General features: G+C 72.8%; 14 protein-coding genes. 1 reads left to right on the forward strand and 13 read right to left on the reverse strand.

Annotated elements, in window-relative coordinates:
• The 11 genes from ACVTJA_RS44775 to ACVTJA_RS44825 form a co-directional block, all read right to left on the reverse strand.
• Entirely contained in the window at positions 1-1,089 is a 1,089-nt protein-coding gene (locus ACVTJA_RS44775) for an alpha/beta fold hydrolase (RefSeq protein ID WP_465829984.1), read from the reverse strand.
• A 47-nt stretch (positions 1,090-1,136) separates the two neighbouring features.
• Positions 1,137-2,375 (reverse strand): type IV pilus twitching motility protein PilT, encoded by a 1,239-nt coding sequence (locus ACVTJA_RS44780; RefSeq protein WP_465829985.1) that lies wholly within the window; start codon positions 2,373-2,375, stop codon positions 1,137-1,139.
• A 242-nt stretch (positions 2,376-2,617) separates the two neighbouring features.
• Positions 2,618-3,865, reverse strand: a complete 1,248-nt coding sequence (locus ACVTJA_RS44785) for a serine/threonine-protein kinase (RefSeq protein WP_465829987.1) — start codon at positions 3,863-3,865, stop codon at positions 2,618-2,620.
• Positions 3,866-4,002: 137 nt separating this feature from the next.
• Complete coding sequence (locus ACVTJA_RS44790) at positions 4,003-4,704, reverse strand: response regulator transcription factor (protein WP_465829989.1); 702 nt, start codon at positions 4,702-4,704, stop codon at positions 4,003-4,005.
• Positions 4,705-4,708: 4 nt separating this feature from the next.
• Positions 4,709-6,526, reverse strand: a complete 1,818-nt coding sequence (locus ACVTJA_RS44795) for a sensor histidine kinase (protein WP_465829990.1) — start codon at positions 6,524-6,526, stop codon at positions 4,709-4,711.
• Between the two features lie 9 nt (positions 6,527-6,535).
• Positions 6,536-8,035 (reverse strand): YfbK domain-containing protein, encoded by a 1,500-nt coding sequence (locus ACVTJA_RS44800; RefSeq protein ID WP_465829992.1) that lies wholly within the window; start codon positions 8,033-8,035, stop codon positions 6,536-6,538.
• Positions 8,036-8,172: 137 nt separating this feature from the next.
• Positions 8,173-8,520, reverse strand: a complete 348-nt coding sequence (locus ACVTJA_RS44805; RefSeq protein ID WP_465829994.1) for a hypothetical protein — start codon at positions 8,518-8,520, stop codon at positions 8,173-8,175.
• A 59-nt stretch (positions 8,521-8,579) separates the two neighbouring features.
• Positions 8,580-9,227, reverse strand: a complete 648-nt coding sequence (locus ACVTJA_RS44810; RefSeq protein WP_465829996.1) for a M15 family metallopeptidase — start codon at positions 9,225-9,227, stop codon at positions 8,580-8,582.
• Positions 9,224-9,916, reverse strand: a complete 693-nt coding sequence (gene queC, locus ACVTJA_RS44815) for a 7-cyano-7-deazaguanine synthase QueC (RefSeq protein ID WP_465829998.1) — start codon at positions 9,914-9,916, stop codon at positions 9,224-9,226. Before queC ends, ACVTJA_RS44810 begins: the two co-directional genes overlap by 4 nt.
• A 1-nt stretch (position 9,917) precedes the next feature.
• Positions 9,918-10,523, reverse strand: coding sequence for a hypothetical protein (locus ACVTJA_RS44820; RefSeq protein ID WP_465830000.1), 606 nt, complete (start codon positions 10,521-10,523; stop codon positions 9,918-9,920).
• A gap of 20 nt (positions 10,524-10,543) precedes the next feature.
• A complete protein-coding gene (locus ACVTJA_RS44825) occupies positions 10,544-20,092 on the reverse strand; it encodes a flagellar hook-length control protein FliK (RefSeq protein ID WP_465830002.1) in 9,549 nt (3,182 codons plus the stop codon).
• 155 nt (positions 20,093-20,247) lie between these two features.
• Here ACVTJA_RS44825 and ACVTJA_RS44830 point away from each other — a divergent pair, with 155 nt between their 5' ends.
• Positions 20,248-22,836: a protein kinase domain-containing protein gene (locus ACVTJA_RS44830; RefSeq protein ID WP_465830004.1), complete on the forward strand. Its 2,589-nt coding sequence runs from the start codon at positions 20,248-20,250 to the stop codon at positions 22,834-22,836.
• Between the two features lie 62 nt (positions 22,837-22,898).
• Here ACVTJA_RS44830 and ACVTJA_RS44835 read toward each other — a convergent pair whose 3' ends face one another.
• Positions 22,899-24,008, reverse strand: a complete 1,110-nt coding sequence (locus ACVTJA_RS44835) for an energy transducer TonB (protein ID WP_465830005.1) — start codon at positions 24,006-24,008, stop codon at positions 22,899-22,901.
• 26 nt (positions 24,009-24,034) lie between these two features.
• The gene (locus ACVTJA_RS44840; protein WP_465830006.1) at positions 24,035-24,694 is read right to left on the reverse strand and encodes a hypothetical protein; all 660 of its coding nucleotides are present in this window, start codon (positions 24,692-24,694) and stop codon (positions 24,035-24,037) included.
• Between the last annotated feature and the right edge of the window lie 9 nt (positions 24,695-24,703).

A 24,703-nucleotide genomic window follows, 5' to 3' on the forward strand; every position in this document is an offset into this window, starting at 1 on the left:
TTACGCCGGGACCTCCGCGAAGAAGCCGAGCAGCAGCTTGCGGAACACCTCCGGCGCCTCCAGGTGCGGCGAGTGCCCCACGCCCGGCAGCACCTCCTCGCGCGCGTGGCCGCCCCGGCTCCGGTACTCGTCGAGCAGGGCCCGCATCTGCTTCACCATCGGCTGCGCCGGGTACACGTCCGCGCCCGGCCATCCCGGCACCGCGCCGAGCTGTCCCAGGAAGCCGAAGTCGAACAGCGACGTGTCCGAGACAATCTGGTCGTCCGCGCCGCGAATCCACAGCACCGGCGGTCGCGTGGGGATGGAGGGAAAGCTCCGCACGTCGAAGTACTTCCCGGAGATGGCGTTGTTCATGCCCCGCGTCCCCGGCCCCACGCCCGGCCAGTTCGCGGACTTCACGCTGTCGCCCGGGTAGAAGTCATCGCCCACCGCCATCTTCAGCATCTCCGCCACGAGGGCGTCCTCGCGCGAGCGCTCCAGCCGGAAGGGCGGCTTGAAGTAGTACCGGTTCATCACCGTGCGCGGCGAGGCGTCGTTCTCGTCGGACGCGTCCTTCGCGATGAGGCGCCGGACGAACTCCGGGTTCACCGTGCCGCCGCCCGAGCCCGCGAAGTCCGGCCAGCACGGCGCCACCGACGCATCGCCCTTCGTGCCGCCGAAGCCCGCCGGACTCATCGGCGACATCAACACCAGCGAGGCCACGCGCTCCGGGTGGTCCAGGGCGAGGCGCATCACCACACCCGCGCCCGCGGACCAGCCCACCAGGTGCACCTTCTTCCCCGCGGGCACCAGGTCCGGCTTCTCCAGCAGGGCGAACACGTCATCCGCGAAGTCCCGCACGCCGCGCGTCGCGTCGATGGGCGCGCGCTCCGTCTCGCCGAAGCCCCGCAGGTCCGGCGCGAGACAGCGGAACGACGCGGGCATCGCCGCCAGCGTGTCCTCGTAGAAGCGGCAGGAGGACACGTTGCCGTGGACGAAGACCACCGGCACTCCCTCCGGTGCACCGCTCGACAGCAGGTGCTGCTCACGGAGGCGGGACGTGGAGACCTTCAGGGACTCGATTCGGGGCAGGACGTTCGCGGTCGTCATCCCCGCAAGAATCGACCAGCGCCCGCCCGAGCGGAAGCCCCGTCCGCTCAGCTCCCGCCTTCCAGCTCGGCGATGAGGGAGACCAGGTCGTCCTGCTCGCCCTGGATGACGAAGACGCCGTCCTCCGGCGACCGCGACTCCGTGGGACTCGCGGGAGACGCGCTCCGCCGCGTCCGCGCGTGCTGCGCGGGAATCCGCGTGACGACGGCGGGCCGCGTTTTCGCGGCGGGGAGGAGCGACTCGCGCGAGGGCTCCGCGACGGGCGCCGCGGTGGGCGCCTCCTCCGTAGGTGTGGAAGGCTGGCTCCAATCCGTCTTGCGCGCCAGCCACTCCGCGTAGCGCGGGAAGGACCAGCAGCCGTCCGCGGCGCCAGTCTCGATGGCGGAGGGAATCTTGTAGAAGTGCCCCTGCCTCACGATGCTCTTCACCGGCGTGCTGCCCATCAGCACCTCGCACTCGGGCACGCGCAGGCCCACCTCGGGCCGGTAGCGCAGCCGCTGGCACACCACGCCCACGAGGCAGTCCGCGAGCTGCGCGCACACCGCCGCCTGCATCTCCGGAGGAAAGGCAGACACCACCCGAGACAGCGCCTCACCCGCGCTCGCCGAGTGCACCGTGGCCAGCACGAGGTGCCCCGTCTCCGCCGCGTTCAGCGTCAGGCGCATCACCTCCGGCTCGCGCATCTCCCCCACCATCAGCACGTCCGGGTCCTCGCGCATCGCATCGACGAGCGCCTGCGCGAAGGACGGCGTGTCCCGCCCCACCTCACGCTGGCGAATAAAGGACAGCCGAGGCACCAGCGCGTACTCGATGGGGCTCTCCACGGTGATGATGTGGCGCGACTCCTCCAGGTTCAGCTCCTGGAGCAGCGCGGCCAGCGTGGACGTCTTGCCCGAGCCCGTGGGCCCGCACACCAGCACGAGTCCATGCGTGGGCTCCACGAGCCGTCGTAAATCGGGGTGCAGGTTCAGGCGCTTCAGCGTCGCCTGTGACGTGGACAACAAACGGATGGCGAAGCCCACACCCCGCGCGCTGCGCAGCACGTTGATGCGGATGCGCTGTCCCTCCAGCGTGCGCGACAGGTCGTACGAGCAGCGCTCCACGAACTCGGGCCAGTCGTCGCCGACGACTTCACGGGCCAGCGTGGTGAGCGTGGAAGCGGACAGCGGCTCGCCCACCAGTCGCAGCGCGCCTCGCACGCGCAGCGCCATGGGCATGCCGCCTTCCAGGTGGACGTCGCTGGCCCCCTGCTCGCGGGCCTGGCGGATGATGGCTGAGAGCTGCATGCGGGCCTCCTTGTCTGACCCGCCACGTGCGGAGCAATGCACGTGCCGACAGGGCCTCACGAGTGGACGCGAGGCCACGCGGCGACGGCCCCGTGCCGGATTGTCGGAACAACGCGGGAGGTACCGGGACAGATTGTCCTCCCCGTTCGCGCAGTCATGTCTGGGGAGCAGGCAGCCTGGCACTCAGGCCGGATGCGGCCTCGGATGAGCCATCCGTCGCATGCGCGACATGAGGCCGCGCTTCATCCCAGCAGCGACATCAGCGTGAAGGCGATGGACCCCAGCACGAGGCCCGCCCCCAGGCCGGTGATGATGATGACGGCCACCGGGTGGCGGTCCACGAAGCGCAGCACCTCGTGCAGGCCGCGCTTGAGCAGCGTGCGCTGGCACTGCACCACGATGTTGCCCTCCATCAAGCCCTGGAGCGCCTCAATCATCTCCTCCACGGACTGGTAGCGCTTCGTCACGTCCTTCTTGAGGCCCTTGGACACGAACCACGACAGCTCCGCGGGCACAGGCTGCTGGTGCCGGCTCGACTGGAGCTCGCCCACCGCGGGCGAAACCCGCTGCACTCCGTCCAGGATGTCCTCGAGCGACTCGCGCCCGTCCAGGTAGTGCTTCAGGAAGAGGAACTCGTGGAACAGCACGGCGAGGCTGTACACGTCGCTGCGCGCGTCCAGCGCGTCGTCGCCGCGCGCCTGCTCCGGGGACATGTAGAGCGGCGTGCCGACAATGGAGCCCACCTGCGTGCGCAGCGAGGCGGCCTCGCGCAGACCCACCGGGGGCACCGCGTGGATGCGCATGGCCACGCCCTGGCTATCGGGTGTCGGGGCCGGAGCGGGCGCGCGCACCGCCCGGGCGAGGCCCCAATCCATCACCGTCACCTCGCCGAAGGGGCCCACCATGATGTTCGCGGGCTTCAGGTCGCGGTGGATGATGCCCTTGCGGTGCGCGTACGCGACGGCGTTGAGCACTCCGAGACACACCTGCACTCGCGCGCGGAAGCCGAAGCGGTCGTGCGTGGCCCTGTCCCCGCGCCGCAGCTTCGCGATGAGGGACTCCAGCGTGTCGCCGTGCAGGTGCTTCATCACGAAGAAGTACCGGCCACGCTCGTCGATGCCCACGTCGTGCACCGGGACGATGTTCGGATGGTCCAGCTGCCCGATGGTGCGAATCTCCTCCACGAAGCGCAGCACCCGGTCCACGTCCGCGCCTTCCGGCAGCCGCTTGAGCGCCACCAGTCGCTCGATGTCGTGGTCCTTCAGCAACACCACCTCGCCCATGCCGCCCTGCCCCAGCGGGCGCATCTCCTCGAAGCGCTCACGCTGGAAGGGGACGAGGTCCGCCCGGTCTCCCTTCCATTCCACCCGCGGCAGCACCGTGTTGCGACGCGCAGTGGAAGCAGACGCGGGTACCGCTGGCGCGGCCTCGCCGGGGGACTTCTGCGAGAGCACCGTGGCGTCCAGGGCGTAGCGAAGCGTGTCCGTCATGGCCCGCCTGAATAACGAGCCCCCCGCCGCACACTCAACCCCACCTGCTCCGCCAAATACTCATTTCCGGATGGAGGTGGATACGGACCCCATGGTTTGCCGCTTATACCTGGGTAGGGCCTGGTCCTTCGGCAGGCTCAGGGTGATTCGATTTCCATGCGGTAGCCCACGCCGCGCACCGTTTGAATCGCGAAGCGCGAGGCGCTGTTCCAGCCGAGCTTCTTCTTCAGGCTGGAGACGAAGTTGTCCACGGTGTGCGGGTCCACGACGACATCGCGGCCCCACACCGCGTCGAGGATGTCGTCACGGCGCAGCACGCGCTCCTTCTCGCGCACGAGGAAGGCGAGCAGGTCGAACTCGGTGCGCGTCAGTTCCACCGGCGAGCCCTGGGGCGACTCCAGCTTGCGGCGGTCCAGGTCCATCTTGTAGCCGGCGAAGCGCACCTGCTTCGTCGGCGCACCGCCGGAGCGCTTCACCAGCGCGCCCACGCGGGCCAACAGCTCGCGCAGCCGGTAGGGCTTGCCGAGGTAGTCCTGCGCGCCCGCCTCGAAGCCGCGCACCACGTCGTCCTCCAGCGTGCGCGCGGTGAGCATCAGCACCGGCGTCGTCACGCCCTCCTCGCGCAGCGCGCGGCACAGCGAGTAGCCGTCACCGTCCGGCAGCATCACGTCCAGGAGGATGAGCTGGAATTGGCCCTTCGCGAGGTGCTCTCGCGCCTCGCGCACGTTGGTGGCCTCCTCCACCGCGTAGCCGCCCTGGTGCTCCAGGTTGTCGCGCAGCGCGAGCCGCAGGTTGGTGTCGTCCTCCACGACGAGGATGGTGGGCTGGGGAGAGGTCATGTCGTCACCGTGGGGGGAACGTGAGCTCGAAGGTGGTGCCCTCGGGGCTGGAGGCCGCGACGCGCAGGTTGCCTCCATGCAGGCGCATGATGCGGCGGCAGAGTGCCAGACCCAGGCCGCTTCCGGGAACATCCCGTCCCTGCCCCGGCAGTCGGACGAACTCCTCGAACACGGTCTCCCACTGCGCCTGGGGAATGCCGATGCCGTTGTCCGAGAAGCGCACCCGGCCCCCGGGCAGTGCTTCCACGCGCAGGCGCACGGGGCTGCGTTGGTTGTAGGCACAGGCATTGCGCGCGAGGTTGGACAGCAGCAGGCGCAGGAGCTGCGCGTCCGCGCGGAAGGTCTGCTCTCCGACCTCGGCCTCCAGCTCCACCGGCACCTTGGACCAGGCTTCCAAGTCGCGACGCAGGAGGGACACCAGCTCGTCGAGGCGCACGGGCTCCAGCCTCGGCACCCAGCGGCCCTTGTCGATGCGGTTGAAGGAGAGGAGGTTCTCCACGAGGAAGCCCAGGCCGTCGGCCTCGCGGACGATGCGCGCGGGATAGTCTCGCGCGTCCGTGCCCTCCGCGAGCCGCCACTCCAGCGTCTCCGCGAGCAGCCGGATGGAGGCCAGTGGCGTGCGCAGCTCGTGCGACACGGTGGCCACGAAGTCGCTCTTCAGCTCCAGGAAGCGAAACTTGCGCTGCTGCGCGACGAAGGCCAGCGCGAAGATGGCCACGGCCAGCACGCCGCACAGCGCCACCATGCCCGTCTTCAGGCGGTAGCGCCGCTCCAGCGCGCCCTGGGCCCGCGCCCACTCGGGCGTGTCCACCGAGAGGGGCAGCGCATCCAGGGACAGCACCTCCGCGTCTCCGAGGAGGCGCACCCGCCCGTCGACTTCGAGCAGGCCACGCTCGCGCATCTCGCGGGTGAGGGACTCCAGCAGCGAAGTCGGGTCCACCGCCACGCCGCGCACCTGGCTGCCTCCGCGCGGCTCCAGGTAATAGCCGGCCCGCACCAGCGAGGGGCCCGGCAGCGTACGGGGTAGCGGGAGCGGCTCGGTGGCCAGCTCATTCACTCGCGACTCGAAGTCCGCGACCGGAGCGCCCACCTTCGCGGAGAGGGCAGCCACGCGCTCGCGCAGGAAGGAGAAGTCCGTGGCGGTGAAGCGCGAGCGGCGCAGGAGCAACAGCCGCTGGAGCCCTTCCAGCCGCCCTCCCCTTCCATCGGCGAGGCCGTCCCGCACCAGCGCGTGCATGAGCTGGGGCACCGGGTCTCCGCGCTCGGCCAGGGACTCCAGCACCACCAGCAGGCCCGGCACGTCGCGAGTGGAGGCGAGCACGTACTGCGCGCGGTGCTGGAGCAGGGACATCAGCGCCACCGTGGAGGCGCGACGGTCTCCGCGGGCCAGGGCGGTCTCCACGGCTCGCACCAGCGCGAGGCGCTCCGCCCAGGGGTCCCCCTCCTCCTCGTCCGCGCGCTCGGTGCCGGCGCGCAGACGGGCGTAGCGCTCCTTCGCGGGGGCGTCGTCGCCGGCGTCGTGGAGGGCCATGCGCGGCAGGAGCTGCTCTCCGCGCTCGCGCAGGTACAGGCCGGTGGCGGGGAGGAGCGGGTCCACGGACGCGGCCTCCAGCGCGGGGCGCGCGGCCTCCAGCCTGTCCTGCAGTGACTGTGACAGCGAGGCGCGCGCGTACTGCTCCAGTGCCTTGCGCCGCGAGTCGAGCGAGGCCTGCGCGTCATCGCGCTCGGCGGCGAAGATGCGCTGGAGGTAGCCCAGGCCCCAGCCGAGCCCGACGAGGCCGAGCACGAGGGCAATGACGGTGGGCAGGAGGCGGCGGAGCATCGTCTCGGGCTAGTTGTCCGTCCCCGGGGCGCGGTCCTGGTCCATGGCTCTCATGGTCGATTCGACTTCGCGGTCCTTGCGCTTGTCGAGCCCCTGCGCCTTGCGGATGAGCGCGCCCAATTCCACCACGTCCGGACGGCTGTGGAAGGGCTCGCCCACGTCGTCGCAGAGGGCGGCCAGCCGCGCCCAGTCGAGCGTGCGCGTCCAGTAGGAGTCGCGCAGCTTCTCCGCGAAGGCGGCGGCCACGTATGCGAGGCGCGTGGCGGGCGCGGCGCGGGCGTAGGAGGCGCGCAGCACGCTGGAGGGCAGCAGCTTCTGCACACGCCTCCAGCTTCCTCCGTCCGCGACGTCGTAGTGGATGCGCAGCGTGCCGAAGGCGATGGCGGGGCCGTGCACCTTCACCTCGTAGATGGCGGTGACGGCCTGGCCCGGGGCGAGCGGCGTCTTCGGCTCGTCGTCCTCGTCGAGCGACTCGGGTGCGGGGACGGCGCGCTCGTAGCCCACGAGCCGGTAGCGAGCCACGGCCGCCCGGTCGAACTCCACCTGTACGTCCACGTCCGGGAGCGCCTCGCGGGCCCGCAGGGTGATTCGCACCACGTGGTAGCCCTTGCGGCTGGGAGACGGGAAGCCCTCCGCTTCGATGACGAAGGGGCCGTGGACATCGCCGGAGTCGCCGTAGTCGAAGGCGTTGATGAAGGACTCGGCCCAGACGATGCGCTCGTCGGGGAGCACGTCGCGCTGCAGGTAGTCGCGCGCCACGGAGTACGGCGTCGTGTCCACGCCGACGAAGAAGACGGAGAAGCGGTCCTCCTCGGTGTCGATGGTGGGGTTGACGCCGTTGCTCCCGGGCTTGGAGTGGCTGCGCGAGGAGTCGTCGGAGTCCCGGTAGAAGTACTGGGTGGCGTCCTGCAGCGGGGTGAGGTGCCGCAGGGCCCAGGTCGGCGGGTCGCCCGGAGACTCGCGCGGCGCGAGGTAGGTGGGCATGTAGCGGGCGATGCCTTCTGCCTCCGTGCGCAGCGGCGGGGCCAGGGGGGCCACGGACTGGAAGGCGCGGGCCGGGTCCTGCGCGTTGACGGGAGGCGCGACGGCGATGCTCGGAGGCGCCTCTGGGGTGATGGGGGGCAATCCCCTGTCGATGCTCGGGAAGGGATTCACCGCCCGGGTCTCGCCGGGGTTCGCGGCGGAGGCCAGCTCCATGTTCACGCGCACGATGCCGCCGGGCTTCAGGCGGAGGTCCGTCTTGGTGAAGGGAAGGAAGGACTCCTTCTCGAAGCGGAGCGCGTAGGTGCCGGGCGGGAGCTGGGGGATGCGGTAGTTGCCCTGGGCGTCGGTGACGGCCACCTGCTCCGTCTTCAGCGCGGGCGAGGTGGCGGTGACGCGCACGCCCGCGATGGGCCGCAGGTCCACGCGAGCGACGACGGCACCGAGAAACGTACCGTTTTGTGCCAGCGCGGGCGCGGCGAGGAGCAGGAGGGCGCCACACAGGGCATGGAAGAAGGCGGGCTTCATGGGGTGGCCAGCACGGTGCGGCTGTCCTCGAGAGGGCCCCGCAGCGTGCCGCAGACGGGGTGACCAATCATCACGGTTTCATCATGGCACGGGGGACCGGCGCACGCCTGCTTGCTGGCGCGTACGCCGGGTACGCGTCAGTGTCCGAAGTCCGGGCTGCCACGCTGTGCCGACGGAGCCCGATAAACCAACTGGGGCGTGCCGTCCGGAACGACGACGGGCATCCGCGAGAGCATCCAGGACGGCGTCACGGCACGGGCGCGGTCCACCCGGAAGCCGTCCCGCGTGAAGTGTCGTGGGCGGGCCACGGCGACGTGCTTTTTGACCTCCACGCCCACCGGAGCGCAGGTGAGCGCCGGGTCGATGTCGATGGTCGGTGGAGTGGCCGTGGCCTTCGGCGAGGAATCCTCAGCGCTAGCGGCGGTGGACAGCAGGAGCGCACAGAGAGCGGCACTTCGTACGAATGGGTTCATGGTGATTGCCATGTTCCCCATCCGGCTCGCGCCCCGCCGCACGCGAGCCTCCGTTCTTCATCATCGTTCCGTCACGGCGTCTTCGGCGCGTCGAACGGCACGTCCAGCACGGGCCGCGTCTTCGCGTCCGGCAAGTCGTAGTGCCACCACTCCATGCGGTTGGGCGTGAAGCCCGCGCCCTCCATCGCCTCGCGCAGAATCTCGCGGTGCTGGCGCGACGCCTCGGTGCCGCCCTCGTAGCCGTGGTGTGCCGCCGGACTGAACGTGTCGAAGGGCGTGGGCATCTCCACGTCCTTCCCCTCCAGCGTCACCAGCGTCAGGTCCACCGCCCCGCCCCGGTTGTGGTTGGAGCCCTTCTTCGGGTCCGCCACGTAGCCGGGCACCGGCATGATCTTCCACATCTCGTACTGCACCGCGCGCGGCCGGTAGCAGTCGTACACCTTCAGCCGGTAGCCCTTCGGCCGCAGCACGTCCGCCGCCTTCTTCAGCCGCTCCGCCGACTCCGGCAACAGCAGGCACCGCGCCGAGTCCGGGTACACCTTCCGCTTCAGGAAGTTGTCCGGCGTCGCGTAGCGCAGGTCCTCCACGAGGTCCGGCACCACCGTGGTCGCCACCACCAGCTTGCCCGCGTCCTTCGGCGCCTTCGACTTCGCGAGCCCCGTGCCGCTCACGCAGAGCGCCACCGCCCCCGCCGTCGCCATCCACGTCCGCGCCGTCATGCGCCCTCCGTGTAGCGCGTCGGGTCCGGCACGCCCGCTTCCTCGAAGCCCTTCTTGCGCAGCACGCAGCTGTCGCACCGGCCACACGCGCGGCCCTGCGCATCCGGGTCGTAGCAGGAGTGCGTCATTCCGTAGTCCACGCCGAGCTTCACGCCCTCGCGGATGATGTCCGCCTTCGTCAGGCCGGACAGCGGCGCATGCACCGTGAAGCGCGCGCCCTCCACGCCGGCCTTGGTGGCCAGGTTCGCCATCGCCTCGAACGAGCGGATGAACTCCGGCCGGCAGTCCGGATAGCCGCTGTAGTCCACCGCGTTGACGCCGATGTAGATGTCCGTGGAGCCCACCACCTCCGCCAGCCCCAGCGCCAGCGAGAGGAACAGCGCGTTGCGCGCCGGCACGTACGTCACCGGAATCCCGTGGCTCATCTCGTCCGCGGGCCTGTCTTTCGGCACCTCGATGTCCGCCGTGAGCGCCGAGCCGCCAACCTGACGCAGGTCGATGCTGACGATGCGGAAGTCCTTCACGCCCATGGCCGAGGCCACCTTGCGTGCCTGCTCCAGCTCCACCGCGTGCCGCTGGCCGTACGCCACCGCGAGGCACACCGGCTCGAAGCCCTTCGCCTTCGCCATGGCCAGACACGTCGTCGAGTCCAGCCCGCCCGAAATCAACACCACCGCCCGCCGTGCCATCTCAGTCCCTCCGCTCGCCCTGGACGATGTACGACGTGGTGCAGGTCGCCGGCTGGCAGTTGCAGTTGCGCGTGCCCGGCAGGAACACGTCCGTCAACGAGCCACACGCCAGCGACACGTCGTAGCCATTCTCCGTCGGACCCGGCACCGTGCCCGGAGGAATGCCGCCGTCGTGCAGCTTGCAGTCGCGGTTGAGCGCGCGCGCCTGGCTGTCGCTGAAGAGCATCACCTTCAGCGTCTCTTCAATCGCCGAGTCCTCGCAGCCCGTGCCGCACGTGGCGCGCGGGGCATTGGCCCGCAGCGTGGACGTGGCGTTCTGCCCGGCGTAGCCCGCGTCGCGCGAGTAGCCCTGCACGGTGAAGTAGCCGGTGCCCGCGTCGGTGTCGCGCGAGAAGGTGCCCTCGAAGCGGAACACGCCCGCGTCGTCGAGCTGCGCGAAGTCTCGCACCGAGGCGTCGCACGTCGTCCGCGACGGGTCCAACCTCGCCTCGAAGCGGAAGGTGCCGAGCACCTGGTTGCCCGGGTACACCGGGTCCGAATAACAGGCCATGGCCACGGCGACAGCCGCGACCGGGAGGACGGAAAGGGCAAGGCGCTTCAGGTGCATACCGCGGGCAGGCTACACGGCTACGCGCCGTCGAGCACGGAAAGGGCCACTGCCCGGAAGAGCGAGCCCCGAGCGAGCACGAGGCCCACCTCCACCTTCGCCGGGTCCCCTCCGCGCACCTCGGAGTCCACCTGCGCCAGCACCCGCCCCGCCGCCAGCGAGGCCGGCATGGCGCGGAAGGCCTTCACCGCCGCCTCCGCCAGACCGGGCACGTCGCCGGGCCGCGCCAGCTTCACGCCGGACTCGCCCAGCGCCAGGGCCAGAGCGCACAGGTAGCCCAGCTCCGTCGCGCCGAACGCGGACAGCGCGCCCGCGCCCAGCACCAACTCCTCGGCGCTGGCGAGGTACGCCTCCACTCCGCCCACCGGGTCCACCATCACGCGCAGCGCACCGGCGCCCATCGACGACAGCAGCGGGCGCAGCGCGGCGGCGAGGCGCGGGAAACGCTCGGACGTCACCGGCACCCCGTTGGGAGGCACCGGATGCTGGAAGCCGGAGGGCACCGGCAGCGGAGAGATGGGCGCCATGCGAGCCGCCGCGCTGCTGGAGTCCAGCGCCGCGCCGAAGCCGTCCGCGCGCTCCGCGGCCTCCACGCGACCCAGGCCGCGCAGGGCCTCCGCGTAGAGCGTCCAACCGTCCACGTCCAGGGGCTGCGCGCGCAGCAACTCCGGCCAGAGGCGGGCCGCGAGCGGTGCGCCCTCGGGAGAGGAGGCGAGCCGCTCGGCCGCCATGCGGGTGACTTCCGGCGACAGCACGCTGGCCTCGAAGAGGCGCTCCGCGAGCCGGGCCGCGGGCGAGACGAGCTGCGCGTCCAGGTAGCCGCGGAGGATGGACTCCAGCACGGCGGGCTCGTCGGTGAGCCGCTCGCGCAGGCGCAGCGCCTCGCCGGTGAGGCCGCGCTCCTCGGCGAGCCGTGCGCGGCGGGCCAGGCGCTCCTCCGTCTCCGGGAGGCTCTCGAGCTGCGCGGCGGCGTCCGCCACCATGCCCAGGGCCTCGTACGCATCCGCCAGCCGCTCACGGTACGGCAGGCTCGCCTCGGGGCCCTCCTCCACGGAGAGCCGCTCCGCGAGCGACACGAAGACGGCGGGCTCGGCGGCCACGTCGACGAGGGCCAGCAGGTTGCGCAGCGCCGGCACGTGCGCGCCGTCCTCGGCCAGCGCCTTCTCGAAGGCCTTGCGTGCTTCCTCGGGCTGGTCGAGCGGGCTCAGCAGCAGCTCGCCGCGCTCGTGGTGCAGGGCGGCGCGCTCGCTCGCGTCCTCCTCGGCCTCGATGAGCCGCGTCAGCGTCTGCGCCGCGGCCTCGAAGCGGCCCAGCTCGAACTCCAGCCCGTGGCGCTCGCGCAGCAGCTCCTTGCGCCGGGAGGGCCAGCCGTCGGCGGCCATGGCCAGCGCTTCCACGCGGGCGTGCTCCGGCTGTGCGTGCACCTTGGCCAGCACGGCCCCGGCCAGCGCCTCGGGCAGCTTCTCCAGCGTGGGCAGCAGCAGCGTGAGGCGAGCGGCGAAGCTCGCGTCGGAGGACAGCTCCTCGAGTGCACGCAGGCGGGAACGCAGCGGGGCGCTCGCCGAGCGGAGCACCTCGTCGCGCAGCGCCACCGCGAAGGCGGCGTCGCGCGCCTCGGACACACCCGCCAGCTCCAGCAGCCCTTCCGTCTCGCCTTCGGCGCGCAGGCCTTCCGCCAGAGCAGCGGCATGCGCGGGGTCCGCGTCCGGCAGTCCGGCCAGGGCCCACAGCGCCTCGCGCTCGCGCGCGGTGTCACCGGCCTGCGCGGCCATGGCCAGCGCGTCCGTGTAGTCACCGGCGGCCATGGCGGGCGCGAAGCCCACGTCCAGCGCGCGAGAGAAGGCACCCAACCGGCCGAAGCGCTCCGCCAGCTCCGACGGAGGCAGCATGTCCGGCGCCTCGGTGGCGATGCGCTCGATGACCTCCAGCGCCTCGCCGTGCTCGCCGGCCTTCTCCCAGAGGCCCACCGCCTCCAGCAGCAGCGGCGGGCGCTCCTCAGGCGCCGCGAGCCGGGCCGCCTGCAGCAGCGCGCGCGCGGCGCTCGGCGCGTCTCCGGAGGTGCGGTAGAGCTGGGCCACGCGCAGGGCCGCGTCCACGTCCGGCTCCACCGCCGCCGCGGCCTTCGCCGCCTTCAGCGCGTCCGGAAGCCGGCCGGCGGACTCGAAGGCCCGCGCCGCGGACATGAGCAGCACCTGGCGCTCGCGGCCGGACACCAGCTCCGCGCGAGCCACCTGCACCTCGGCCCGGCGCGCGGGCACGTCGCCCAGCAACTGCTCCAGCGACACCAGCGCGTCCGCGTAGCCAGCGCCCGCGGGGCCGCGAGACACCACTGCTTCGAGCGCCTCGCGGGCCGCGTCCTCGCGCTGGGCGGCGCGGGCGAGAGAGGCCTGCTCCAGCCGCAGCACGGACGCCTCGTCCGCGTCCTCCACGCGCGGCACCAGCCGCTCCAGCGCCTCCAGCAGTCGCGTGGACTCGCCGCGCTTGCGCAGTCCTTCCACCAGCGCGCGCAGCGCCGTCAGGTCCTCCGGCGCGGCCTCGGCGGCGCGCTGGGTGAGAGCCCAGGCCGTGTCCTCGTCGGCCAGCGACTCGGTGGCGACGGAGGCGGCGGCCAGCAGCAATTCGGCGGCGCGCTTGCCTCCGGCGGCCTCGGCGCCGGCCGCGTACACGTCCAGCAAGTCCCCATGACGACCGAGGGCGTGCAGGCCCGCCACGGCGCGGTCGATGACGGCCCCGTCGGCGGGGCGCAGACGCGCCAGGGGCAGCAGCGCGTCGATGGCGTCCTTCGGGTCGTCGAAGAGGTCCGCCGCGCGGCGGTAGAGCACCTCGGCCGTGGCCGTGTCGTCCGCGCGGCGCGCGAGCTGGAGCGAGGCCCGGTACAGCCCCGGCCCGTTGCCCGTGCGCGAGTGGACCTCGGCCAGCAGCGACAGCGCCTCGCGGCCGCGCTCGCCCTCGGGCTCCAGCGCCACCACGGCCTCGAAGGCATCCGCCGCGTCGTGGTACGCGCCCGCGCCCAGCGACGCATGGCCCAGCCGCAGCCACGTGCGCGCGCGCACCGGCACCGGCAGCGCGTCACCACCGGCGGACAGCAGGCGGCGGTCATACGGCCGCGCGGCGATGGGGCCTCCACCCTTCGCGGCCAGCTCGGCGCGCGCGGACAGCGCCTCCACGTCGTCACCGGCGCGGGAGAGGTACTCGTCGAAGGCCTCGGCGGCCAGCAGCGCCTCACCCGCGTCCAGCAGGCTGTTGGCGCGCTCGCGCAGCAGCGGCAGGGCCTGGGGCGCGGGCAGCGCCGCGGCGCGCTGGGCCAGGAGCTCCGCCAGCCGGCGCACGTCTCCGGCGGCGCGCTCGCGCACGCGCTCGAAGGCCTCCTCGCTGGCGGGGTTCAGCTCGAACGCCTGGTCCTCGCACAGCAGCGCGCGCTCGCGGGCTCCGGCGGCGCGGAAGGCGCGGGCGGCGGCGAGGTAGCTCTCCGCGGCGTCGGCGGACTCCTGCCGCTGGGCCCGGCGCAGCATCAGCTCGGCGAGCGCCTGGTGGTCCTCCGTCTCCTCCAGGAAGGCGAGGTGACGCGTGAAGATGGGCTCGCGGAACGGGTCCGCCTCCAGCAGCACCGCGTCGAACTCGGCGGCGTCCGCGTGGCGCTTCACCTCGTGCAGCAGCTCCGCGGCCTGGGCCGTCAGCTCCAAATCATCCGGGCGCGCGGCGCGGGCGGCGATGAACGCGGCGGCGGCGGCATCCGGACGTCCCGCCCTGTCGCGGTAGAGAACGGCGGCGCGCTGGAGCAGGGCCGCGCGGCGCTCCGCATCCGGCTCGCCCTCGGCACACTCCTCGTACCAGGCGGCCAGCTCCGCGAGACGGCCGTCGCTCTCCAGCAGCTTCGCCAGCAGCGCTTCGGCCTCGGACAGCGAGCGGTCCGCGCGCAGGGCCTCGCGCAGGAAGGCCTCCGCCTTCTCCACGTCGGAGAGCACGCCCAGGTGCAGGCGCGCCAGCCGCAGCCGCAGCGTCGCCGCCTCGTGCGTGTCCTTCAGCAGCGGCAGCGCGCGCTCCAGCCAGCGGGCCTCCGCCTCCGCGTCGTCGCGACGCTCGGCCAGCGCCGCGCCCAGCCGCGCCGTGCCCAGGTCCTCCGCCAGCGCGAAGGCCCGCTCCAGCGCGGCCTCGGCGGCGGTCGGGTCCAGCTTCACGTCGCGCAGCAGCTCCGCGCGCTTGCGCTCGCAGGCGGCGGCGTCCGCGGTCTGGCCCTTCGACTCCAGCACGTCGCGCGCATCCGCCAGCGCGCGCAGCGCGTCGTCCGCGCGGCCGGTGTCCTCGGCGAGCCGGGCCTCCTCCGTGTACGCGGCCAGCGCCGCGGCCACGTCTCCGGCCTGGAGGCTGAGCGTGGCCACCTTGCGCAGCTCGGGGAGCAGCTCCAGCGAGCGGCCCGTCTCGCGGTACAGGCCCGCGAGCTGGCGCCGCAGCGGCAGCGGCTCCTTCGCCATGTCCGCCGCGCGAGCCAGCAGCGACGCGGCGACCCCCGCGTCCGCCAGCGCCGCGCGAGCCCGCTCCGCCAGCGCGACGAGCCGCCGCACCGTGTCCTCGGAAGGCGCCAGGGCGCGCGCATGGGTGACGAGCACGTCGAAGGCGCCGCGCGGGTCGTCCTTCTCCAGCAGCGCGGCGAGCCGCTGCACCGCGGCCTCGCACAGGGGCCGCTCGGCGAGCAGCTTCCGGTACGCGGCCACCGCGCGCTTCGTCTCTCCGGCCTGCTCGGCCAGCTCGCCCAGGCGCAGCCACGTGACCTCGGCGGCCTCGGGCGCCGCGCGGAAGTCCGCGTCGCGAGCGAGCGTGTCCTGCAGCGGCAGCGCTTCCAGCACCGCGCCGCGCAGGTAGAGGAGCTCCGCCAGCGAGGCGAGCTCGGCGCCCTGCGCGGGCACCAGCGCGTGGGCCTTGCGCGCCAGCTTCAGCGCGCGGTCCAGGTCCTGAGCGCCCCTGGCGTAGCCGGCGCCCTCGCGCAGCAGCGCGGCGGCCTCCTGGGCGGATGCGCTCTCGGACGCGGTCTCCAGCAACGCGGCGGCCTCGCGCAGCTCACCGCGCCCGGCGACGAGCGACACCAGCCGGCGGCGCACCGCCGCGTCGGAGGGAGACAGGCGCAGGGCCTGGCGCAGCGCCGCTTCAGCCGGAACGGGCTGCGCCAGTCGGTCGAGGTAGAGGTCCGCCAGCTCCGCGTACATCGCGGTGGCCTCGGCGGGCGGCGTGTGCGGCGCCTCGGCGGACAGCAGCTCCGCGAGGGCGGCCCAGTCCTGCTGGGCGCGCAGCACGCGCTGGAGGGCGGCGGTGGCCTGAGTGTGGCGCGGCGCCAGACCGAGCGCGGCCTCCAGGCTCTCCCTCGCGTCCCGGGTGCGTCCGCTCGACTCGAGCAGCGCGGCGCGAGTGAGCAGCGCCTCCACGCGGCGAGGCGTCGGCCCCTGGCGCGCGGCCTCGGCGAGCGCGGCGGCCTCTTCCTCCGGCTGCCCGTCGCGGTGGGCCAGCTCGGCCAGGGCGAAGAAGGCGTCACAGCGCTCGGCGGCGGGAGGCTCCAGCGCAATCGCGGCGCGCAGGGCTTCGCGAGCGGGAATGCGCGCGTCCTTCTCCACCAGCGCGGTGGCCAGGGCAAACAGGCGCTCACGGGCGCGCGTGGCGAGGTTGGCGTCGGCGGCGACGGCGCTGCGCCACACGTCCAGCTCGGCGGCCTCGTCGCCCGACTCGCGCGCCAGCTCGGCCAGGGCCAGCAGCAGCGGCGCGGGACGGCGGGAGAGCTTCGCCGCCTCGGAGAAGTCATCGCGCGCGGAGGCCACGCGGCCGGCGGCGCGGTGGAGCACGGCGCGGCGGGCGAGGAGCTCCGCCCGGACCTCGCCCGACGCGGCGGCCACGAGGGTGCCCAGCAGCTCCAGCCGCTCGGCCTCCTCCTCCGTCGTGCCCGTGCCCGGCGGGGGCAGCAAATCCAACAGCGACTGCGCGGCCCACGTGTCGTGCGGCTCCTCCAGCCGCAGGCTGCGCAGCGAGTCCACCGCCGCGCTCGCACGGCCCAGGCCCAGCGACAGCTCCGCCAGCTCGCGGCGGGCGGCGCGGCGGGGCTCGCCGGACAGTCGCGGCCACAGCTCCACCAGCAGGTCCGCCAGCGCCTCGCGGGCACCGGCCTTGCGGTGCAGCGCGGCCAGCTCCGTGCGGGCGTCCAAATCTTCCGGCGCACGGGCGCAGTACTCGGCCAGCAGGCGGCGCGCGGAGTCCGTGCGGCCCGCGCGCACCGCGGCGGTGGCGGCCTTGCGCGTGAGGGCGACACGCTCCGCCTCGCGCGGGGCGTCAGCGTCCACCGGCGGCAGCGCCAGCACGGCCTCGAAGTCCTCCAGCGCGGCGCGAGCGTCCGTGGGCAGGCGCAGCTCACCGCGCCGCTGACGGGCAGGGGCGAAGGAGGAATCCCGCTCCAGCGCCTCGGCGAGGAAGGCCTCCTCGCGGCTGGTGCCCGCGGCGAGCAGCGACGCGCGGAAGAGCAGCTTCGCCCCGGCGCGCGCATCCGGCACCAGCGCCGCGCGGCGGGCGTACAGCCTCGCGGCCTCCAGCTTCTCGCCGCGCTCCAGCTCCAGCTCGGCCAGCGACTCCAGCACCTCGGCGGCCAGCGGGCCCTGGGGGCTCGCCTCCAGCGCGGCCGTCAGGCGCAGCAGCGCGGCGGCCTTCTCTCCGCGCTCCAGCAGCGCGCGGGCGCTCTGGAGGAAGAGGGGCGCGGCCTCCTCCGCGCGGTCGGCGCCCATGAGCGCCTGGGCGCGGCTGGCCCACAGCTCGGCCAGGGCCTGCGTCTCACCGGCCTCGGTGTAGAGAGTCTCCAGGCGAGCGGCCAGCGCATCGTCCAGCCGGCGCAGCGGGAAGGCCTGCGCGTAGGCGGCGATGGCGCCGTCGCGGTCTCCCAACATCTCGCACGCGCGGCCCAGGCGGGCGCGCACGTCCGCCAGCTTCTCCGGCGCCGCCGTGCGGGGCAGCGTGGACAGCAGCGTCTCCAGCGCGCGGCGCGCATGCTCGGGCCGCTCGCAGCGCAGCGACAGGTCCGCGAGGTCCAGCAGCACCGCTGCGTCCGGCGCGAGACGCGCGGCCTTCTCCAGCGCCACCAGCGCATCGCCCACGCGGCCCAGGCGAGCCTCCAGCACTCCGGCCAGCTCGCGCAGCGCCGCGGCCGCGAGCCGCTTGTCGCCCTGCGCCTCCGCCACGCGCGCGCGCTCCTCCAGCGCCGTGGCCAGTCCCGACATGTCCGCGCGCTTGCGCTGCAGGGCGCACAGCTCACCGAGCGCGGGCAGGTCATCCGGCTCCGCGCGCAGCACCTCCTGGAGGGCGTGCACCGCGAGGTCCAAATCGAAGGCCAAATCACGCGCGGCCACCGCGAGGCGGCGGTACTTCTGCGCGCGGTCCTTCAGGTCCGTGGACAGCCGCGCCAGCGAGGACAGGCACCGCGTCAGCAGCGAGCCGTCACGCCGCGCCTCGGCCAGCGCGAGCAACGACTCCAGCGCGGCCCGGTGGTCGCCGTCCGCTTCGAGCGCGAGCAACAACAAGCGCTCGGCCTTCTCCGGCTGCTGGAGCTTGCCGCGGTACAGCTCACCGGCCTCGGCCCACAGCGCGGCGCGCTTGCCGGACTCCGCCTGGAGCGCGGCGGCCTTCTCCACCGCCTCGGCCAGTTCCTGCGAGCGGCCGGTGGCGCGGAAGTACGGAATCAGCTCCTCGAGCGCCACCGAGTCGCGCGGGTCCAGCGCCAGCGCGGCCTCCAGGTGCTCGCGAGCGCGCGCCGGGTCTCCCAGCCGCGTGCGATACAGCCGCGCCAGCGCGTGGTGGCTGGCGTGCGCGGCATGGCGCACCCCTTCCGAGCGCGGCGCGGGCCCCGCCAGCTCCAGCGCCTGCTGGTAGCCGGCGAGCGCCTCCTGCAAGCGCCCCAGTCCCTCCGCCACGCGAGCGGCGGCGAACAGCGGCTCCGGCTCACCGGGCAGCAGCGACACCGCTTCACGGAAGCGCAGCAGCGCGTTGTCCGGCTGCTTCAGGCCCTCGTCCCAGACGCGGCCCGCGAGCAGGTCCGCATGGCCCACGCGGTCCAGCTCGTGCCGGGCCATGGCCACTTCACGCAGCCGGTCCAACGCCTTCAGCGCACGCAGGTGCTCGCCGCCCCGGTGGCACAGCTCACCGAGGAGCAGCAGTGCGTCCGGATGGTCCGGCGCCAGCCGCAGCGCGGCCTCGCAGTGCAGCCGCGCACCCGCGACGTCATCCTCCGTCTGCGCGCACAGCCGCGCGAGGTGGACGTGCGCGTCGGCGGCCTCGGCCGGGTCCCTCGCGAGCGCCGCGAGCCGCCGGTACGCCCGCACCGCGCCGGCCCTGTCGCGGGCCTGGTCGGAGGCGCGCGCCAGCGCCTTGAGCGAAGGCAGGTGGTCCGGCTTGAGGCCCAGCAGCTCGTGCAGCGCCTTCACCGCCACCTGCGGCGCGGTGTCGCGCGAGCAGCGGGCGGCGGCCTCGGCGGCGTAGAAGGCCGCGGACTCCTCGGACGTGCGACGCGCGAGCGCGCACAACGCGAGATACCGCTCGGCCGCGCGAGCACCCTCGCCGCGACGCTCGCGCACCACCGCCTCGCCCCAGAGGGCCGCGGGGCTGCGGTCCCTGCGGCGCAGCAACGTGGCCGCGAGGTCCAGCGCCAGGTCGTGCGCCTGCGGGTCCGCCACCAGGAGCGACAAGAGCCGCTCGGCGGCGAACGGGTGCGCGTCCTGCGCGTCACCGGCCTGGAGATACGCCTGCCGCGCCTCCGCGAGCCGTCCCTGGGCCACCAGCCCTTCCGCGTCCGCGAAGGCGCGAGCGCCCTCCAGCGCGAGCATCAGCTCCTCGTCCGGAGCGGCCGGAGGAGGCAGTCCACCCGCGGCGAAGCGCAGGCGCAGGCCGGTGCTGGACACCTCCGCCGCGGACAGGCGCGCGGTGTCCAGCGCGGGCATCTTGTAGCCCCGGCTCACCGCCGCGAGCTGGCACAGCGCGGGCAACACGCGCGTGGAGAACCCCGTGGCCCCGCGCACCTCGACGTCCGGCACCAACCCCAGCGCGCCCACCGCCGTGGCGAGCAGCCCGGGCACCTGCACCGACGGAGTCGACGAGAACCCATACAGCCGCACGTCGTACAGGTAGACGGCGAGCTTCTCCCCGTCCGCGTCGAAGGCCACCTTGAAGGTGAAGGGCGTGCGCTCCGGCGCGGGCAGCCGGCCCTGGCCTTCGAGGTAGCCGGGGCGGAAGTGCAGCCGCAGCTCCTCGATTCCCGCGAGCCGCCCGGCCAGCTCCGCCACCTTGCGCGTCACCAGGTCCGCGTCGACGGACAGCTCCAGGAAGCCGAAGAGGAGCTTCTTTCGCTGGTAGCGCGTGGGCCCCGCACTGACGTTGAAGGGGAAGCTGACGTCCGGAATCTGCAGCGCGAAGTCGGAGATGCGCAGGCCCGGCAGCACCTCCAACGCCGGGAAGCCCACGAACGCCCTGCGGTCCAGCAGGCGCAGCTCGGGGGCGGCGGCGCGCGCTTCCTGCGCCGCGGCGGGCTTGGTGGAGTCGCTTTCGTTGGCCATCGCGGGGAGACAGACGCTACCACGCCCTCCAAGCCCTCGAAATTTCTGACAATCCCCCCGCTTGTGGAGCAGGCAACGAGGCGTAATGACGGGCTTGGCGCACTGTGCAGGAACGACATGCACCCCGGCCGGAAGTCGGACTATATGCCTCTCAAGTGCTGGCCCCCGACTCGCTCGTTCTCGAAGGTCGCTTCCGGGTCCTCCGACCGCTGGGCTCGGGTGGCATGGGCGAGGTGTACCTCGGTGAGCAGGTGTCCCTGGGCCGCAAGGTGGCCATCAAGGTCCTGCATCAGGATCTGCACGCCCAGGCCGGCATGGCCGAGCGCTTCAAGCGCGAGGCCCGCCTCCTCTCCGCCGTGGAGCACCCGGCGGTGGTGCACATCGTCGACTTCGGCGAGTCCGGCGACCACGCCTGCCTCGTCATGGAGTTCGTCGAGGGCCAGAGCCTCTACGACGTCCTCGTCCCCGGCCCCATGCCTCCGGGCCGCGCGCTTCCGTTGCTCCAGCAGCTCGCGGAAGGGCTGGCCGCCATCCACGACAAGGGCATCATCCACCGTGATTTGAAGCCGGAGAACGTCTTCATCTCCCCGGGCGCGCGCGGAGAGCAGGCGCGGCTGTTGGACTTCGGAATCGCCCGGCTCGTGGAGCCCGAGGCCGGCAGCGCCGTCAGCCAGGTGGGCGTGGTGCTGGGCACACCGGAGTACCTGTCTCCGGAGCAGGCCGTGGGCGCGAAGGTGGACACGCGCAGCGACCTCTACTCCTTCGGCGTGCTGATGTACCGCGTGCTCGCCGGGCGGCTGCCCTTCGATGGGCCCTCGCCGCGCCACTTCCTCGCGCAGCACGCGTCGCACGCGCCGCTGCCCCTGGACAGGGCGGCGCCGTCGCTGTCGCGCTACATCGGCCTGCTGTCGCTGGTGATGCGCCTGTTGGAGAAGGACCCGGCGAAGCGGCCGCAGAGCGCGCATGAATTGGCGGACGCACTGGCCGCGGCGCACTCCGCCCTCTCCGCCTTCACGCCTGGCCTGGGCACGCCCGTCTACGCACCTCGCGGAGCCACGCCGTCCTCCGGCACCTCCGTCTACGGCGGAGATGAGACGGCGGCTCCGGGGTCCAGCGGAACGGCCGTCTTCGCGGGAGGCGAGAACCCGGCGCCGGGGCCGAGCGGCACGGCCGTCTACGCGGGTGGCTCGCCCACGGCGCAGCCTCCGCCGCAGGGCAGCGGCACCGTGGCCTTCGGCGCGGGGAATGTCCCTTCCTCACCGGCCATGGCGCCCGTCGCGATGCGCACGGGGACGGCGGCCTTCGGGTCGCGGCAGTCCGGCAGCGCGATGTCGGTGTCGGGCAGCGCGTCGGTGGTGAAGCCGCAGAACCTGACGGTGATGCTCACCGACATCCAGGGCTTCACCGAGCGCACCAGCCGGCAGACGCACGAAGAGAACGCGCGGATGCTGGAGACGCACGACCGGCTGCTGATGCCGCTGGTGAAGGAGCACGAGGGTCGCCTCATCCAGAAGCGCGGAGATGCGCTGCTGGTGGTGTTCCGCTCCCCCACGGCGGGTGTGCTGTGCGGCATGGCCATGCAGGACCGGCTGTGGCGGCACAACCAGACGGTGCCGCCGGAGGAGCAGCTCCACGTGCGCGTGTGCCTGCACGCGGGCGAGGTGCTCGTCACCGCCGACACGGTGCTGGGCGAGCCGATGGAGGTCGTCGAGTCGGTGGAGCACGTGGCCTCCGCGGGCGAAGTCACCTTCACCGAGGCCGTGAATCTCGCGCGCAACCGCGCCGAGGCCGCCGCCGAGCCGTGCGGCACCATCACCCTCCCCGGCCGCGAGGAGCAGCTCCAGCTCTACCGCTGCCAGCACGCGGCGGAGGGCCCGCCCTACGGAGACCGCTTCACCTCGTCGGGCGGCATCGGGCCGCTGCTGGGCCGGGTGACGGGAGCGCTGGCTCCCATCGGTTCGCGCATGGCGGCGCTGCCCGTGAAGGAGCGGCTGAGCGACGTCGCGCGGCTCGCGGGGAAGGGGCTGTCGGCGGGAGTCTCGGCGCTGCGGCGCAACCCGCGCCTGCTGGCGGTGCTCGTGGGTGTGCTGGTGCTGGCGGGCGTGGGCATCGCGTGGGGGGTGCACCAGAACTCTCCGCCCGTGCGCGCGCTGGCGTTGCTGGACGAGGGCAAGAAGGAAGAGGCCCGGAAGCTCCTGGATGCGGTGCTGGACGAGGACCAGAAGGAGCCCGCGTGGCAGTGGGCGCGCGCGGCCGTCTTCCACGCGCAGAACTCGCACCGGAGCGAGCACTCCCTCCTCTCCAAGATGGATGAGGACACGCGGGCGAAGGTGGAGGACCGCGTCCTGGATGGGCTCGCGGAGGACTACGCCCGCGACGAGAGCGACGCGCTCGAGAAGCTCATCGGCCGCCTCCCGAAGGAGCACGTCGTCGACCACTTCGAGGACCTCGCCGAGGAGCCGTACTCGCCGAGGCAGTGGGGCGCGCTGCGCTACCTGGAGTCCGCGGGGGCCACGGGCGGCGTGGACCTGGTCCACGCGTACATCAACGCGCTGGACGCGAAGGACTGCGGCATCCGTGCACGGGCCGCGGGGCGACTGGAGGAGCTGGGAGACGACGATGCCGTCCCCGCCCTCACCCGCGTCACGGAGCAGCCGCGCGAGAAGAAGCTCCTCGGCAGCGGGAGCTGCGGCCACGACGAGGCCAACAAGGCCCTCCAGAAGCTCGCGCCGAAGCGGGACTGAACCGCTTCGGCGAAATCTCCCGAGGCGGGACCGGACATGCGCCAGGGATGAGCGGTGCTCCGCTACTTCTCCGAGGTTGTCGAGGCCCCCTCCGCGGCTGCCGCACCCACGCACTGGCGCTGGTACTCCGCCAGCGTGCGCGTGAAACGCTCCCGCTCCGGGGCGGGCCACTCGGCGGGGAGCTTCTCCACGGCGCGACGCTGCTCTGCGAGCGCCTGCTCACACTGTCCGGTGGCGGCCAGCACGGCCGCGGAGGTCTCCAGCACGTAGGAGTTGTCAGGCTCCTTCTCCAGCGCGCGCCTCACCAACGGCGCGGCCTCGGCATGGCGACCGGCCTGCACATGGAGCCAGGCCAGCTCGTTGGCCGGCCACCAGTAGGAGGGCAACAGGGCATGGAGGCCGCGCAGCGACTCGGCGAGCGCGGGGTTCTCCGGCGCATGACGCGAAAGCAGGGTCGCCAGACGGGCCCATGCCGGCGGACTCTTGGGGAACTGCTGCGTCCGAGCCGCCGCCACCTGGATGTGCTGCTCCGCCGTGAGCTCGACCCGGTAGGGATTGAAGTTGGCGGTGATGGTATAGGGAATCGAGATGGGCTGGCCCGCGATCCTCGCCGGCTGGAAGACCGCATTGGACGTATATGCGAGCATCACCCCGGTGAGCCCATCCGGCCCGCTCTCGAGCACCTTGCAGCCACGGAACCGGCCATCCGCGCCCAGTTGGCAGCGAACGACGACCACGGCAAAGGTCCCCTTCTCCAAGGCCTCGTTCGTGAATTCCGGCCGGGGCCCGGAGATTTTCACGGGGCTCTCGAACTGCTCGCGCGCGAAGTCGCACGCCTCCTTCAAGCCGGCCCTGCATGCGGCCAGGAGGTCATCGTGCGCAGCGCTCGTCTCCTCCGGAGTGGGCTTGCCGCGAAGCACCGCGACGGCCTCGTCGTAGACGGCGCGGGCCTGCTCGGGCTCCACGACCAGCTTGGGCTCATCCAACTCTCCGGCGGCGGGCACGGAGTCAGCCGCGGACTCCGGGGACTTCTCCACGTACAACTCCAGAGCCTTGGACAGACGCGCGTGGCTGGCGGGCAGCGTGGGCAGCGTTGGCGCGTTCGGCTGCAAATGACTGCATCCCGCCGCGAGCAGCAGGAGCGAGGACAGGGCACGGGCACGATGGCGCATGGGCCACCATCCTATGTCATACGCGCTCAGTGATAGTTGATGCAGGAGATGACGCTCTTGTCATTCGGGTCCGCCACGGGCACGGGCTCGTTGGGGATGATTTCCAGCGTGTCGAGGCTGGAGTCCGTCCCCGTGCAGACGCCGCGCGCGAGATTGTAGCCCTGCTTCAGGTCATCCACGTTGAGGAAGCCACCCCAGGCCCGCAGCATCTCCACGAAGTCTGGGGAGCGCTCGGGCACGTAGATGACCACGTGGTTGCGCGCCATGCCGCGCAAATGACTCCAGTTGGTGCCTTCCGAGCCCCAGCCATCCGGCCTGCCATCCGCATCCAGGTCCTCGTAGACGAGGAGGTTGGCGAACCCGATGAAGCCCCCGTGGAAGTCATTGATCTCCAGCCCGGTCGGGACGTCGAAGATGCTCAACTGGTAGTCGAACGGAGGGTTCTGGCTCCCCAGCTCCACGTCCTGGAACGAGTAGAAGTCCCCCTCGCGTGCCCAGTTGTCCCAGGCGAGGGTGACATGCGTCGCCCCCGGCTTCGTGGCGGGCGCCAGCGACTTCACCTCGCCCTGCACCGCGTAGAGGGTTTCCCCCACGTAGGAGCCGTCCCTCAGCGCATCTCCACACCCCGCGGCGCCCCCGAGCGCGAGCACCAGTCCCAGGGACTTCACGAACCGACTCCACGTCATGACAGGACT

This window comes from Pyxidicoccus sp. M6 (assembly GCF_055568925.1).